Source organism: Intestinimonas massiliensis (ex Afouda et al. 2020) (genome assembly GCF_001244995.1).
Taxonomy (GTDB): domain Bacteria; phylum Bacillota; class Clostridia; order Oscillospirales; family Oscillospiraceae; genus Intestinimonas; species Intestinimonas massiliensis.
The window spans coordinates 517,316-531,624 of record NZ_LN869528.1; the positions used below are offsets into that span (position 1 = coordinate 517,316).

Consider the following 14,309-nt stretch of genomic DNA (forward strand, 5'->3'; position numbering starts at 1 on the left):
TTACTCCTTGGGGACGGCGATGGCGCCGTGTTCTTTTTCGTAGGCTTCCAAATACCTTTTGAGACAAATCTCAATCTCTTTGTTGATCGAGCGGCCATTTTCTTTGGCTACCACTCGTAATTTTGACATGACTTCCCGTTCCAAACGAAGCGGATAGGGATTCTCCTGTTGTCCCATGTGACCCACCTCTCTCTGTTTGATATCAAGATTATATCAGTATGATATTATCGCCGCAACGATACAAAAAGATATCATATAGATATTGACAATTTGATATCTATATGATATCAATATTGCGAGGTGATTTATATGGAACAGGAAAAAATCTGCGGGACCTGCAAATACTTTGCCCAGCACTACCGGAAGTGGGGCAAGGGATACCACGAGGTGGACTGCGGGCACTGCAAGTACCCCCGGATCAAAAAGCGCACCAAGGACCAGACCTGCCCGCACTGGGCGCCTCGGGAAACGTAGAACAAAAAAGCCCCCGCGGCCATACAACGTATGGCCGCGGGGGCTCAGCTTGTCTGCTTATGCTTCGGCGCGCACGACCCCGGCGCAACGGGGGCACAGCTCGGGGTGGTCGTGGTCCTCCCCCACGTGCTCGTTATGGTTCCAGCAGCGCACGCACTTAGGGGCCTCGGACAGCTTGACCGCGATGGTGCAGGGGATGAGGCAGTCGGCCATCTTTTCCCCCTCCACCGCCCCGGTGGTGACGGTGACCCTGGAGACGATGCACAGGGTGGCCAGGTCCACGCCGGACAGGAAGTCCGCGTCCTTCTGCTCGGCCACGGAGAGGGTGACCTCGGTGTCCTGGGCCTTTTTAAAGACCCCGGCGGCCCGGGCGTTCTCCAGGGCCTTGTTCACCGCGTCGCGGACCGAGATCAGCTTATCCCAGCGGACCTGGTCCGCCTCGGACAGGGCCAGAGCCTCGTCGTAGCCGGGCATGTCGTTGAGCAGGACGCTCTCAGTGTTCACGTCGGCGGTGTGGGGCATGGCGCTCCAGATCTCGTCGCTGGTGAAGGCCAGGATGGGGGCGATGAGCCGGGTCATGCCGTCCAGGATGGTATACAGGGCGGTCTGGGCGGAGCGGCGGCCGTGGGCGTCCCCGCAATACAGCCGGTCCTTGATGATGTCCAGGTAGAAGTTGGACATATCCACCACGCAGAAGTTGTACACCGCCCGGTAGACGGCGTGGAACTCATAGCGGACATAGGCCTCGCGGACGGTCTTGACCAGGTCGTTGAAGGAGGCCAGGGCGAAGCGGTCCAGCGCCTCCATCCGGTCCAGGGGCGTCTGGTCGGCGTCGGGGTTGAAATCGCACAGGTTGCCCAGCATGTACCGGGCGGTGTTACGGATCTTCAGATAGGCCTGGGAGAGCTGCTTCATGATGTCCTTGGAGATGCGCATATCCTGGGTATAGTCGGCCGAGGCCACCCACAGGCGCAGCATGTCGGCGCCGTAGTCCTTGATGACCTCCTCGGGGCCCACGGCATTGCCCAGGGACTTGTGCATGGCCTTGCCCTCGCCGTCCACGGTCCAGCCGTGGGTGATGATCTGCTTATAGGGGGCCACGCCCTTGGCGGCGATGCTGGTCAGCATGGAGGACTGGAACCAGCCCCGGTACTGGTCGCCGCCCTCCAGATAGACATCGGCGGGGAAATGGAGGTAGGGCCGCTCATCCAGCACTGCGGCGTGGGTGGAGCCGGAGTCGAACCACACGTCCATGATGTCGGACTCCTTGGTGAAGTGGGTGTGGCCGCACTTGGGGCAGCGGAACCCGGCGGGCACCAGCCGATCGGCCTCCCGGTCGAACCAGACGTTGGAGCCGTGCTCCCGGAAGAGGGCGGCCACATGCCGGATGGTCTCGGGGGTGACGATATCCGCCCCGCAGGAATCGCAGTAGAAGATGGGGATGGGCACGCCCCACACCCGCTGGCGGCTGATGCACCAGTCGTTGCGCTCGGTAATCATGCCCGTCATGCGGTCCTTGCCCCAGTCCGGCTTCCACCGGATGCCGTCGCAGGCCGCCACGGCAGCGTCCTTGATGGCGTCCACGGAGCAAAACCACTGCTCGGTGGCCCGGTAGATGATGGGGTGCTTGCACCGCCAGCAGTGGGGGTAGGAGTGGGTGATCTCCTCCTTGGCCAGGAGGAAACCCTCGGCCTCCAGATCCTCTACCACCATGTCGTTGGCCTTGGCGTAGAACTGGCCGTTGTACCGCTCGTCGGTCATGACGCCCTTGGCGTTCACCGGCACGGGGGTGCCGATATGGGTCAGCCCGGCGGCGTCGTACTGGCGGCAGATATTGAAGTCGTCGGCGCCGAAGCCGGGGGCGGTGTGGACGCAGCCGGTGCCGGCGTCCAACGTGACGTGGTCGCCGTTGAGGATGACGGAATCCCGGTCGAACATGGGGTGCTTGGCGGTCATCCGTTCAAACGCACTGCCCTTGAGGACGGCCAGCACCTTGGAGGCCTCAAAGTCAATGTGGGCGGCCTTGCAGACCGACTCGGCCAGGTCCTTGGCCAGGATATAGACCTCGCCGTTGGGGGCCTGGAGGAGCACGTAGTCATACTCGGCGTTGAGGCAGATGGCCATGTTGCCCGGGATGGTCCAGGGCGTCGTGGTCCAGATGACGAAGTAGGTCTTGCTCAGGTCGGCGTACCGGCCCAGCTTGCCCTGGTCGTCCCGGACGGGGAACTTGACGAACAGGGTGGTGCAGGGGTCGTCCTGGTATTCAATCTCGGCCTCGGCCAGGGCGGTCTGGTCATGGGGGCACCAGTACACCGGCTTCATGCCCTTATAGATAAAGCCCTTTTCCGCCATCTTGCCAAAGATCTCCACCTGCTTGGCCTCAAAGGCGGGCTTCAGGGTCAGGTAGGGGTCGTCCCACTCGCCCAGCACGCCCAGGCGCTTGAACTGCTCCCGCTGCTTGTCCACGAAGCTCAGGGCGTACTCCTTGCATTTCTCCCGGAACTCGCTGGTGGTCAGCTCGTCCCGCTTCACCTTCTTGTCCTTCAGGATGGCGGACTCGATGGGCAGGCCGTGGGTGTCCCAGCCGGGCACGTAGGGGGAGCAGTAGCCCGTCATGTTCTTCTCTTTGACAATGATGTCCTTGAGGATCTTGTTCAGGGCCGTGCCGATGTGGATGCTGCCGTTGGCATAGGGGGGGCCGTCGTGGAGGACGAAGAGGGGCTTGCCGTCGTTGCGGCCCACCATCTTGTGGTAGAGGTCCTTGTCGTACATGGCCTGGAGCATCTCGGGCTCCCGCTTGGGCAGACCCGCCCGCATGGGGAAGTCGGTCTGGGGCAGATGGATGGTCTGGTTGTAGTCCATGGGTGCGTTTCTCCTTCTATATCATCAATCATTTTGCCTGTCTGGAAGATAAAAAGCGCCTTTGTCTCCCTAAGAGACAAAGGCGCTGAAACCTCTGCGGTACCACTCTTCTTGCCGCGGGGATGCCGCGGCCGCTCAAAGACGGATAACGGCCGCCGCCCGTCCCGGCTTACTCGGTTCAGCCGGGCCGCTCTGAGGTGATCCTTCGCGTCCCTCTCCCGTCCGCCTCGCACCAAAACGGCGGCTCTCTGAGCGGTCCGGGGGCGCTACTCGTCCTCTTCCACGCGTTTTACCTATTGCCAAAGCATTTTATCCGTTTCCAGGCCCTTTGTCAAGGCCCAATCCTTCTCACTTGATCTCGTAGTCCTTGCCGAAGTGGTGCTCCAGGCCCTTAAAGTCGAGATGACGGGCGGGGGCCTCCTCCCGCTGGGCGGCGGGCTCCTCCGGCGCGCCGGACTTCTCGCCGGGCATCTCGGCCTCCGCCTGGGCGGCGGAATAGCCGGTCAGATCCCCGTACAGCCCGCCGCTCTCGCCGCCGGCGTGCGTGGTAACGGGCTCCAGCTCCTTGGTGTCCTCCAGGTCCTCCGCCGGCTTCTCCTCCATCAGCTTGTGGATGGAGGCGTCGATGTCGCTGACGGCGGCGTCCACCGGATCGGCGGCCGGAGCGGGGGCGGAGAGCTGGGACAGACCGCCCAGGTACTCCATCTCGTGCTGGTAGAGCTCCTTCAGCTTGCCCACATAGGCGGCGGTGGAGCTCTGGGCGGCGGTCAGGCGGAGCTGTTCGTTCTCCACCTCCTGCCGCAGGGCCTCTACCTTCTTCCGGGCCTCGGCCTCCGCCTGGGCCAGCAGCTCGGCCTGCTTGCGCTGGGCATCCTGAACCATCTCGTCGGCCATCCGCTGGGCGGTGAGCAGGGCCTTACGCATGGCGTCCTCGGTGGAGCGGTATTCCTCCACCTTTTCCACCAGCACCTTCATCTTGCTCTTCAGGACCGCGTTTTCCTTGTAAAGGGCGGAGTAGTCCTCGGTGAGCACATCCAAGAACTCATCCACCATCGCCATGTTGTAGCCCCCGAAGGACGCCTTGGCAAAGGCGTGCTGGGAGACCTCCTGCGGAGTCATCATACGCCATTCCCCCGTTTCTCAGCCCAAGAGGGCGGAGCCGTCTCCGCCCGCGGCATTCTCTCTGTACGGACCGGTTCTGTGCGCCCGGCCCTAGAAGTACAGCCCGTTGTTTTCCAGCTCGTCGATCAGATCTCCTAAAATATCCACGTTGTAGGGCGTGATGATATAGGTGGAGATGGCCACCTTCTTGATCTTGCCCTCGTTGGCGTAAGCCACGCCGGACAGGAAATCCAGCAGGCGGCGGGCGATGTCCTTGTTGGTGGACTCCAGGTTGAGCACCACCGTGCGCTTCTCCCGCAGGTGGTCGGCGATCTCGGCGGCGTTCTCGAAGCGGTCGGGCTTCACCAGCACCACCTGGAGCTGGGTGGTGGTGTGGATGTTGACCACCTTATTGCTGCGGCGGGGCTCCGGGTCCACGGCGTACAGCGCGCCGGTGGCCTCCCGGGGCTTCTCCTTGCGCTCCACCCGGGAGACGGGCTCAAAGTCGTCAAATGCCTCTTCGTCCTCTTCCTCGTCCTCATAGGGGCGGGCCAGACGCTTCAATTCATCAATGAATCCCATAGATGTACTTCCTTTCCGTCTCCCGGCCGGTCAGACCGTTCCGGCGTGCACAGGCGGCCGGGGCCCGAACAGGGCCGTGCCCACCCGCACCAGAGTGGCCCCTTCGCGAACCGCGTCCTCGTAGTCGCCGCTCATCCCCATGGAGAGACAGTCGATATCAGAATCATTATCGCCCATTTCCATTCTTATGTCAACAAAAAGCTGCCGGGTTTTGCGGAAAAACATACAATTATCCCCCGGAGCGGCGGCAACGGGCGGAATACACATCAATCCCCGCAGCCGCACGTGCCCCGCCGACCGGGCCAGGCGGGCCAGAGTGGGCAGCTCTGACGCCGGACAGCCGCCCTTACTCTCCTCGCCGGCGATGTTCACCTCCAGCAGGATGTCCTGCACGATGCCCAGCTTGGCCGCCTGCCGGTCGATGGCCTCCAGCAGGCGGGGGGAGTCCACCGACTCGATCAGATCCACCCGGCCCACCACATACTTGACCTTGTTGGTCTGGAGGTGACCGATGAAGTGGACCCGGGCCCCATCGTAGGCGTAGTCGGCCAGATGGGCGGTGAGCTCCTGGACCCGGTTCTCCCCGCAGACGGTGATCCCGGCGGCGATGGCCGCCCGGATGGTGTCCGAGCTCTGGACCTTGGTGGCGGCCACCAGCGTGACCTCATCCGGGCCCCGGCCCGCCGACCGGGCGGCGGCGGCAATGTTCTTCTTTACCTTTGCGATGTTTTCCAACAGCGACATATGTAAGCACCTCCATACCTGGACTGATAAAAAGCGCTCACCCCCCACCGCCCGGCACTCCCCGACGAAGCCCAGCGAAGCGGGTTCGCCGGGGAAAGGAGGAGCAAGGGAGCTGGCACAGCTTTCGCCGTTAGGCGGAAATGGAGCATAGCGGACTTTGCGACGACGCTATCGCACCACTTTTCCGTCAAACAGATCCTCGGCGGCCACAATCACCTCGTCCCCCGCCCGCAGCATCTTTTTCTGTTCGGTGGCGGTGGGGTTGTCCGACAGGACGCTCTGCACCAGGCAGTAGTCCCCGTCGTCCGCCAGGATCTCCACCGGCCGCCACTCCGCCTGGACGCCGGTCAGCACATACAGCCCCACCTGTTTCTCCCCGGTGGGGACCTTTTCGCCGGTGTCCGGGTCGGTCCGGGTCACGTCGATGGTGCGGATGGCCTTTTTGGGCACCCGGATGCCGGTGGTGCTGTCAAAGATGAGATCCACCGTCTGGCGGCGGAGCAGGGAGGTGTCAGCCAGATGCCGGTCGGAGGAAAAGACCACCGCCGTCCGCCCGTCCTGGGGAGCGCTGATGGACTCGGTCTTCATGGCGACCTCTCCCGACCAGTCCCGGGAAAACCGGATGCGCACCGACCAGCCCTCCACCAGCCGCGCGGCCACCTCCTCCGGCACGGTGACGGCGAAATACCAGGTGGCCTTCGTGATGAGCTTGCCCACCGCCCCCTCCGGCGCGGCGACCGGCTGGGCGGTGAGCGTCTCCAGGGACAGGGGGGTCAGGTTGTTCAGCGCGGCGGGGGTGAGCACCGACTCGTAGCCATCGGCCAGGGCGGAGAAGGTCCCCGCCACCGGCGCCCTCACCGCGGTGGTATCGGCGCCGGAGGCCTGGTCCAACGCGTTGATCTGGGCCTGGACGGCCTGAATCTGGGCGTCAATGGAGGCCGCCCCGTCATAGGTGGCCTCCCGCTGGAGCACCAGGCTCTTCAGCGTCAGGGCCTGCTCCTCCAGGCCGGTCAGGTCCCCCGCCGCCGCCGAGGCGCGCAGGCGGGCCATGGCGTCGGTGATGGACTGGTCCAGCCGCTGGTTGTCCCAGGAGGCCTCCCCCCGCAGCAGGGTGTAGTTGAGCTGCTGCAGCTTCAGCTCCAGGGCCCGGCGCTGGCGGCTGCGGTCCAGGGCGGTCTCGTCCCGGTAGACCACCGCCACCGTCTGGCCCGCCCCCACCTTCTCCCCCTGGTCGGGAAGCACGTCCACAATGGAGCCCTGGCCGGGGATCACCTGCTCGGTGCGCACCAGCCAGCCCGTGGCCTCCGCCGCGTCGTCCACCGTATACTCGTAGGTCATGATGGTGGAAAAGGGGTCGGTGAAAATCTGCCAGGCGGCCCCCACCAGGTAGACCACACTGGCCAGAAAGATCACCAGCATGACGACTTTTGTAATGATTGTGGGCTGCTTCATGCCACGCCTCGTTTCCCGTCAGCCCTCCTCCTCGCCCTCCAGCGGCACAGGCTGTAGGGGCGCGATGGTAGAGATGGCGTGCTTGTAGATAAATTGCTGCTTGCCGTCCGACACCAGGACTACGGCAAAGGAATCGAACCCGGTGATGATCCCCCGGAGCTGGTAGCCGTTCATCAGAAAAACGGTCACCGGACTTTTGGCCCTCCGGGCCCGGGTCAAAAAGGTATCCTGTAGGCTTGTCTGTCTCTGCATCATAAGTACACTCCTCTTTCTATGGGGCGCAGGCCCCGTAAAGTGTACTTATAGTAATCCATTTTCTTCCAAATATGCTGTCGCATCCCGTCGTGCCCGCGAAAGATCGGGCGTTTTTTCCCAGAGAAGCCACTTCACCGCCGGGTTCCGGCGGAACCAGGTGAGCTGGCGCTTGGCGTACTGCCGGGAGCGCAGCTTGATCTCCTCCAGGGCCCCGTCCACCGGAGCCCCTGCGTCCAGGGCGGCGGCCAGCTCCTTATAGCCGATGGCCTGCATGGCGGTGCAGCTCCGGGGCACGCCGGAGGCCAGAAGCCCCCGCACCTCTTCCGTCAGACCGTCCGCCGCCATCTGGTCCACCCGCCGGTCGATGCGCTCCCACAGATCGGCGCGCCGGGCAAAGCTCAGCCCGATGCGCACCGCCGCATACCGGGGGGGCAGGGCGGCGGTGCGGAGATCGTGGGCGGTGATGGTCTCGCCGGTCTCGTACCAGACCTCCAGGGCCCGGAGGATGCGCCGCTCGTCGTTGGGGTGGAGCTTTTCCGCCCGCTGGGGGTCCACCCGCCGGAGCTCGTCATAGAGGGGTGCGACGCCCTGGGCCGCCGCCCGGGCCTGGAGCTTTTCCCGCCAGCGGCCGGAGAAGGGGGCAAACTCCCGTCCGGCGACCAGGTGGTCGATATACAGCCCCGTGCCCCCTACCAGGATGGGCAGCCTGCCCCGGGCCAGGATGTCCTCCACACAGGCGGAGGCGTCGGCTACATACCGGGCCACGGAGTAGTCCTCGGCCGGGTCCGCCACGTCCAGCATGTGGTGGGGGACCCCCCGCATCTCCGCCGGGGTGGGCTTGGCGGTGCCGATGTCCATGCCGCGGTAGATCTGCATGGAGTCGGCGGAGACCACCTCGCCCCCGGCGAGAAGGGCCAGCTCCACGCCCAGGGCCGTTTTGCCCGAGGCCGTGGGGCCGCAGACCACGACTATTTTATTCGGCACACGATCACCGCCTGTCGGTTGGAGTGGGACAGGATGGCCCCCCGGAGGGCGGTTCCCTTCCAATCAGATAATCAATTGTAACACCAAAAAAGTCTGCAAGGGCGATCAGTTTTTCTATGGTGGTGGACCGGGCCCCGCTTTCAATGGTACTAATCGCCTTATGCGACAGGCCCACGGCCTCCCCCAACTCCTTCTGACTTAATCCCCGCTTTTTTCGGAGTTCATAGACCCGCTGGGAAAAAATCTGCAGATATTCCATAGTACCTCCTTGACATTTACCTCTCAGTAGAATATACTCTACTTATAGGTAAAAACGATACGGGAGGTGCAACATGGACCCTCTTCTGGAAGCTCTTTGGAATGAGATGCCGGAGATCCAAGCCTCCGACTCCCTCCAGCGGCTCCGCCGGACGATCCACGCCGACCTGGCCTCCGCCGCCGGCCCGGACCTGGCCGACAACCTGTGGGCCCTCTTCGACGAGACAATGGACGAGGGGCTCCGCGAAGCTTTCCGGCAGGGCTTTGGGGCCTCGCTGCGCCTGCTGCTGGCTATGCTCGCCTGAATAGCTTCTCCAACTGTCCCCGGGTCCATTCGATGGCCACCGGCCGCCCGTGCGGGCAGTATTTCACCTGCCCGCTCATGACGGCCTCAGCCACCCGCTGGAGCTCGGCGGGGCCGTTCTTCTGCCCCCCCTTGATGGCCGCCTTGCAGGCCATGGTGGCCATCAGATGGTCTCGGGCTCCCTCCGGGTCGGCCCGGTCCTCCTTCAGCAGCCCGGCGGCCAGCTCGATCAGAGTGGCCTCCACGTCCCCGGCATCCACGTAGTCGGGGGCCTGGCGCACAATAACGGCCCCGCCGCCAAAGTCCTCCGCCTCAAAGCCGAAGCGGCCCAGCAGCTCCCGGTTCTGGAGCAGCGCCGCCCCCTCCTCCGGGGCCGGGGTAAACACCACCGGGGCCAGCAGCCGCTGGACCATGGGGGTATACCCGCCAGCCTTGAGCCGGTCAAAGTTCATCCGCTCGTGGGCGGCGTGCTTGTCAATGAAATAGGCCCGCTCCCCCTGCTCCACCAGAATATAGGTGTGGAACAGCTCCCCCCGGACGGCCCAGGGCTCGGCCTCGGGGGCGGCCTCCGGCTCGGGCGCCGGGGGCGCAGAGACCGGCGGGGGCGGGACCGGCTTGGCCTCGGGAGCGGGAGCCGGCGCGGCGGCCCGGGGCTTTGCAAAGTCGCTCAGGGGCAGGCTGCCTGATCGGTCCAGCAGGGCCGAGCGCAGGTAATTGGTGCGGACGGGGATGCGGGAACTGGGCCGCACCACCGGCTGGGCAGGCGGTTCCGGGCGGGGCTCCGCCCGGGATGCGGGAGCCGGAGCGGGGGGGAGCTCCTGCGTCCGGGCGGGGGGAACCGGCTCCAGCCGGGTCTGGTTGGGGGTGACGGTGTCGTGGGGCGCCACGGCAGGCGTTTTGACCGCGGTTATCACCGCTGCCGGCCGCTGGGTGCCGGCGTCGAGCCCCCCCAGCACGGTGTGGTACACCCCGTCGAACACCCGCTTGTCCGAGACGAATTTCACCTCGGTCTTGGCCGGGTGGACGTTCACGTCCACGGCGTTGGGCCGGGTGGTGATGTGGAGGACGCAGCCGGGGAATTTGCCCACCATCTTCTGGTTGGCATAGGCCTGCTCCAGGGCCGCCATCATGGTGCGGGACTTGACAAAGCGGCCGTTGACGAAGAAGAACTGGTAGTTGCGGGAGGCCCGGCAGCAGGCGGGCAGGGAGACGAAGCCCTCCACGCGCACGCCCTCCTCGCCGCTGCCCCGGACGGGCAGGAGCCCCAGGGCCAGATCCCGGCCCAGCACGGCGTAGACCGCCGACTTCAGCGCCCCGTCGCCGGGCGTGAGCAGCTCCTGCCGTCCGTCGCGGATGAACTTTACCGCCACCTCGGGCCGGGCCAGGGCCTCCCGCTGGACGGCGGCAAACACCGCCGCCCCTTCGGCGGCGTCTTTTTTCATGTATTTCAGCCGGGCGGGGGTGTTGAAAAACAGGTCCCGGACGATCATGGTGGTGCCCACCGGGCCGCCGGCCTCCTCCCGGCTGCGCACCGTCCCGCCCTCCAGGGTGAGGGCGGCGCCGAAGTCGCATGCGGCGGTGCGGGTGACCACCTCCACCCGGGACACGGCGGCGATGGCCGCCAGAGCCTCCCCCCGGAACCCCAGGGTGCCGATGGCCTCCAGATCGTATTCACTGCGGATCTTGCTGGTGGCGTGGCGCAGGAAGGCGGTCTCCAGCTCCCCGGCGGGGATGCCGCAGCCGTCGTCCGTGACCCGGATATAGCTCATGCCGCCGTGGGCAATCTCCACGGTAAGGGTGGTGCACCCGGCGTCGATGGCGTTTTCCATCAGCTCCTTGACCACCGAGGCCGGCCGCTCCACCACCTCGCCGGCGGCGATCAGATCGGCCACATGGGAGTCGAGCACTTGAATATGGGGCATCGTTCACCTCGCAAATCCGTTCACAGCCGCAAAGAGCTGGAATCCATTGAGCGCCATACGCAAAAAGATGGGCGTCCACACCGAGCCGCCGTTGTCGTAGCTCCAGGTCAGGGCCGCCGCCATGGGCAGGTAGCGGACCATCAGCAGCAGGTAGCGCAGATCCACGTTTCCCGGGGTGAAGGCGTACTGCTGGGCTGCATAGAAGGCGTAGACCAGGATGCTCACCACATAGCCCAGGCTCCGGCTGTACTTGCGCAGGGAGCCGAACATCAGACCCCGGAACAGCACCTCCTCCACGATGGGGGTGAGGACCACCAGGATCAGGACGGTGGCGCCGGGAAAGTAGGAGAACTGCTCGGCGTAGAGCGGGTAGAAGGGGTCCTCCACCGGCAGGGGAATGCGGGAGGCCAGGAAGTGGAACACCCCCGCCCCCGCCAGACCGGTGGCAAAGGCGAAGAGGTTCTCCGGCAGCCAGTCCAGCAGGATGTGGACCCCGTGATACAGAAAGCTCCAGAACACCAGCACCACCAGGGTCACCGCCAGCAGGTAGTAAATCAGGCCGTATTCGGCGGGGAGAAGCTGCCAGCGCTCTCCCAGCGCCTTTTGCAGCGCGCCCATCAGCCGGGGGAACACCAGGATATACAGGGCGAAAAACACCCAGCCCCGGTAAAACTCGGATCGGGTGAGCTGGGGCCGCCAGTGCCGGTGCCGGCTGGTCATGGAAATTCCTCCTTTGGCTGGGTCGTTTGGTTACAGCTTCTGTTTCAGCTCGTACAGCAAGTTCATCGCCTCGATGGGGGTCAGGGTGTTCACGTCCACCCGACGCAGCCGCTCGGCCACCTCGTTGGCCCCCAGGTCCGTCAGGGAGATCTGGTCGTCGGCCCGGGCGGGGGCGGCCGCCGGAGCCGGGGCCCCCTGGGCCTCCAGCTCAGCCAGAATGTCCCTGGCCCGCTCGATGACCCGTCCGGGCACCCCCGCCAGGCCCGCCACCTCAATGCCGTAGCTCTGGTCGGCGGGGCCCCGGACAATCTTCCGCAGGAAAATGATGTCGTCCTTGCGTTTTTTGGCGGCGATGTTATAGTTCTTCACCCCTGGGATCTGGCCCTCCAGGCAGGTGAGCTCGTGGTAGTGGGTGGCGAACAGGGTCTTGCACCCCAGGCGGCGCTTGTCGGCGCAGTACTCCACCACCGCCCGGGCGATGGACATGCCGTCGTAGGTGCTGGTGCCCCGGCCGATCTCGTCCAGGATCAGCAGGCTCTTGGCCGTGGCGTTCTTCAAAAGCTCGGCCACCTCGGTCATCTCCACCATAAAGGTGGACTGCCCGGCGGCCAGGTCGTCGGAGGCCCCCACCCGGGTGAACACCCGGTCCACGATACCGATGTGGGCGCTTTTGGCCGGCACGAAGGAGCCCATTTGGGCCATGAGGACGATGAGGGCGGTCTGCCGCATGTAGGTGGACTTGCCCGCCATGTTGGGTCCGGTGATGACGGCCACCAGATTCTCTCCGCTGTCCATATGTACGTCGTTGGGGACGAACAGGGCGTTCTTAAGCACCTTTTCCACCACCGGATGGCGGCCCTCCACGATATCCAGCTTGTCGCTGAGGTCCACCGTAGGCATGCAGTAGCCCCCCGCCGCGGCCACGGCAGCGAAGGAGGTGAGCACATCCACCTGGGCCACGGCGGCGGCGGTGGCCTGGATCTCCCCCACCCGGGCCGCGGTCTGCTCCCGCAGGGCGCAGAACAGCTCGTATTCCAGGGCCACGATCTTGTCCTGGGCGGACAGGATGGTGTGCTCCATATCCTTGAGTTCCTGTGTGATGAACCGCTCGCAGTTCACCAGGGTCTGCTTGCGGATGTAGGTGTCGGGCACCAGGTCGTAATTGGCCCGGGAGACCTCGATGTAGTAGCCGAAGACCTTGTTGTAGCCCACCTTCAGACTTTTGATGCCGGTCTTGTCCCGCTCGCTGGCCTCGATGGCCGCCACCATGGACTTGCCGTTGGTCATCACGTCCCGCAGGTAGTCCACGTCCTGATCGTACCCCGCCTTGATGAAGCCGCCCTCCCGGACGGAGAAGGGAGGCTCCTCCACCAGGGCCCGGCCGATGAGCTCTCTGAGGTCGGCCAGGTCGTCGATGGCCTGGCGCAGCCCGCACAGCAGGGAGGACTGGAAGGGCGCGAGCAGCTCCCGCAGCCGGGGCAGGCGGCCCAGGCCGCCCGCCAGAGCCACCAGGTCCCGGGCGCCGGCGGTGCCGTACACCACCCGGGAGATGAGCCGCTCCAGGTCGGTGACCTCCCGCAGGCAGGCGGCGATCTCGTCCCGGGCGATGGCGCTCCCGGTCAGGTCGGCCACCGCCTCCAGGCGCTTGTTGATCGGTACCGGGGACAGGAGGGGCCGCTCCATCCAGGAGCGGATCAGCCGCCCGCCCATGGCGGTCTTGGTCTTATCCAGCACCCACAGCAGCGAGCCCTTCTTCTCCTTGGCGCGCATGGTCTCGGTGAGCTCCAGGTTGCGCCGGGCGGTCAGGTCCAGCTCCATGTACTGGCCGGAGGTGTAATACTGAAAGGCGGTCAGGTGGCTCAGGTCGGTCTTTTGGGTGGTGTAGAGGTAGTCCAGCAGGGCTCCGGCCGCCCGGACGGCGGCCTCTCCCTGCTCCGGCAGGCCCTCCAGCCCGGTCCGGAACTGCTTCCGGCACAGCGCCCAGGCGGCGGAGCGCTCGAAGCGGTCCTCCGCCCCCGGCTCGCACCGGCAGTCCAGCCGGTCCCGCAGGAAGGCCCGCAGCTCCGGGTCCTCCGCCGCGGCGGGGGAGAGGACGGCCTCTCTGGGGGCGTAGCGGCCCAGCTCGTTCCACAGGTGCTCCATGGCGTCTTTGCCCGCAAAGGCGGTGGCCGACACCTCGCCGGTGGAGATGTCGCAGAAGCACACCCCCACGGCCGGCTCCTGAAGGCAGATGGAGCAGAGGAAGTTGTTGCGCCCCTCCTCCAGCATGGAGGACTCGATGACCGTGCCGGGGGTGACGATGCGGATGATGTCCCGGTCCACCAGGCCCTTGGCCAGGGCCGGGTCCTCCATCTGCTCGCAGATGGCCACCTTATAGCCCTTGGAAATGAGCCGGGCGATATAGGACTCCACCGAGTGGTAGGGCACCCCGCACATGGGGGTGCGCTCCCCCTCCGGCTTGTTCCGGTCCCGGGTGGTCAGGGTCAGGTCCAGCTCCCGGGAGGCCAGCTTGGCGTCCTCCAGGAACATCTCGTAAAAATCCCCCAGGCGGAACATCAGGATGCAGTCCGGGTGCTCCGCCTTCATTTGCAGGTATTGCTTCATCATGGGGGTGGTGTCAGCGGGCATAGCGGTTGGCTCCTTTTCTCTGT

14 protein-coding genes and 1 other annotated feature are annotated in these 14,309 nt (G+C 65.1%); of the genes, 2 read left to right on the top strand and 12 right to left on the bottom strand.

What is annotated here, in order from left to right; translation table 11 throughout:
* Complete coding sequence (locus BN2154_RS15060) at positions 1–177, bottom strand: Arc family DNA-binding protein (protein WP_094762324.1); 177 nt, start codon at positions 175–177, stop codon at positions 1–3.
* A 132-nt stretch (positions 178–309) separates the two neighbouring features.
* On the opposite strand from BN2154_RS15060, the gene BN2154_RS15655 reads away from it, so the two are divergent.
* Positions 310–474 carry a hypothetical protein gene (locus BN2154_RS15655; protein WP_154666626.1) on the top strand — a complete coding sequence of 55 codons (165 nt, stop codon included), beginning with the start codon at positions 310–312 and terminating at the stop codon, positions 472–474.
* Positions 475–531: 57 nt separating this feature from the next.
* Here the strand turns inward: BN2154_RS15655 and ileS are convergent, their stop codons facing one another.
* The 8 genes from ileS to BN2154_RS02715 form a co-directional block, all read right to left on the bottom strand.
* Positions 532–3,336 (bottom strand): isoleucine--tRNA ligase, encoded by a 2,805-nt coding sequence (gene ileS / locus BN2154_RS02680; RefSeq protein WP_050617321.1) that lies wholly within the window; start codon positions 3,334–3,336, stop codon positions 532–534.
* Between the two features lie 69 nt (positions 3,337–3,405).
* Positions 3,406–3,628: a binding site (T-box leader), on the bottom strand.
* A 56-nt stretch (positions 3,629–3,684) separates the two neighbouring features.
* Positions 3,685–4,458 carry a DivIVA domain-containing protein gene (locus BN2154_RS02685; RefSeq protein WP_050617322.1) on the bottom strand — a complete coding sequence of 258 codons (774 nt, stop codon included), beginning with the start codon at positions 4,456–4,458 and terminating at the stop codon, positions 3,685–3,687.
* 90 nt (positions 4,459–4,548) lie between these two features.
* Positions 4,549–5,019, bottom strand: coding sequence for a cell division protein SepF (locus tag BN2154_RS02690; RefSeq protein WP_050617323.1), 471 nt, complete (start codon positions 5,017–5,019; stop codon positions 4,549–4,551).
* Between the two features lie 30 nt (positions 5,020–5,049).
* Positions 5,050–5,763, bottom strand: coding sequence for a YggS family pyridoxal phosphate-dependent enzyme (locus tag BN2154_RS02695; protein WP_050617324.1), 714 nt, complete (start codon positions 5,761–5,763; stop codon positions 5,050–5,052).
* A 168-nt stretch (positions 5,764–5,931) separates the two neighbouring features.
* Positions 5,932–7,215 carry a biotin/lipoyl attachment domain-containing protein gene (locus BN2154_RS02700; protein WP_050617325.1) on the bottom strand — a complete coding sequence of 428 codons (1,284 nt, stop codon included), beginning with the start codon at positions 7,213–7,215 and terminating at the stop codon, positions 5,932–5,934.
* A gap of 18 nt (positions 7,216–7,233) precedes the next feature.
* The gene (gene hfq / locus BN2154_RS02705) at positions 7,234–7,467 is read right to left on the bottom strand and encodes an RNA chaperone Hfq (protein ID WP_207641538.1); all 234 of its coding nucleotides are present in this window, start codon (positions 7,465–7,467) and stop codon (positions 7,234–7,236) included.
* Positions 7,468–7,515: 48 nt separating this feature from the next.
* A complete protein-coding gene (gene miaA, locus BN2154_RS02710) occupies positions 7,516–8,454 on the bottom strand; it encodes a tRNA (adenosine(37)-N6)-dimethylallyltransferase MiaA (RefSeq protein ID WP_050617327.1) in 939 nt (312 codons plus the stop codon).
* 4 nt (positions 8,455–8,458) lie between these two features.
* Positions 8,459–8,713 (bottom strand): helix-turn-helix domain-containing protein, encoded by a 255-nt coding sequence (locus tag BN2154_RS02715; RefSeq protein WP_050617328.1) that lies wholly within the window; start codon positions 8,711–8,713, stop codon positions 8,459–8,461.
* Between the two features lie 73 nt (positions 8,714–8,786).
* Here BN2154_RS02715 and BN2154_RS02720 point away from each other — a divergent pair, with 73 nt between their 5' ends.
* On the top strand, positions 8,787–9,017 hold the full coding sequence (locus BN2154_RS02720; protein WP_050617329.1) for a hypothetical protein: 231 nt from the start codon (positions 8,787–8,789) through the stop codon (positions 9,015–9,017).
* Here the strand turns inward: BN2154_RS02720 and mutL are convergent.
* The 3 genes from mutL to mutS are packed head-to-tail and all read right to left on the bottom strand — an operon-like array spanning position 9,004 to position 14,286.
* Positions 9,004–10,938: a DNA mismatch repair endonuclease MutL gene (mutL, locus tag BN2154_RS02725; RefSeq protein WP_050617330.1), complete on the bottom strand. Its 1,935-nt coding sequence runs from the start codon at positions 10,936–10,938 to the stop codon at positions 9,004–9,006. The genes BN2154_RS02720 and mutL overlap by 14 nt on opposite strands.
* 3 nt (positions 10,939–10,941) lie before the next feature.
* Complete coding sequence (locus tag BN2154_RS02730) at positions 10,942–11,658, bottom strand: CPBP family intramembrane glutamic endopeptidase (RefSeq protein ID WP_050617331.1); 717 nt, start codon at positions 11,656–11,658, stop codon at positions 10,942–10,944.
* Positions 11,659–11,688: 30 nt separating this feature from the next.
* Positions 11,689–14,286: a DNA mismatch repair protein MutS gene (mutS, locus tag BN2154_RS02735; protein ID WP_050617332.1), complete on the bottom strand. Its 2,598-nt coding sequence runs from the start codon at positions 14,284–14,286 to the stop codon at positions 11,689–11,691.
* Positions 14,287–14,309 lie beyond the last annotated feature (23 nt).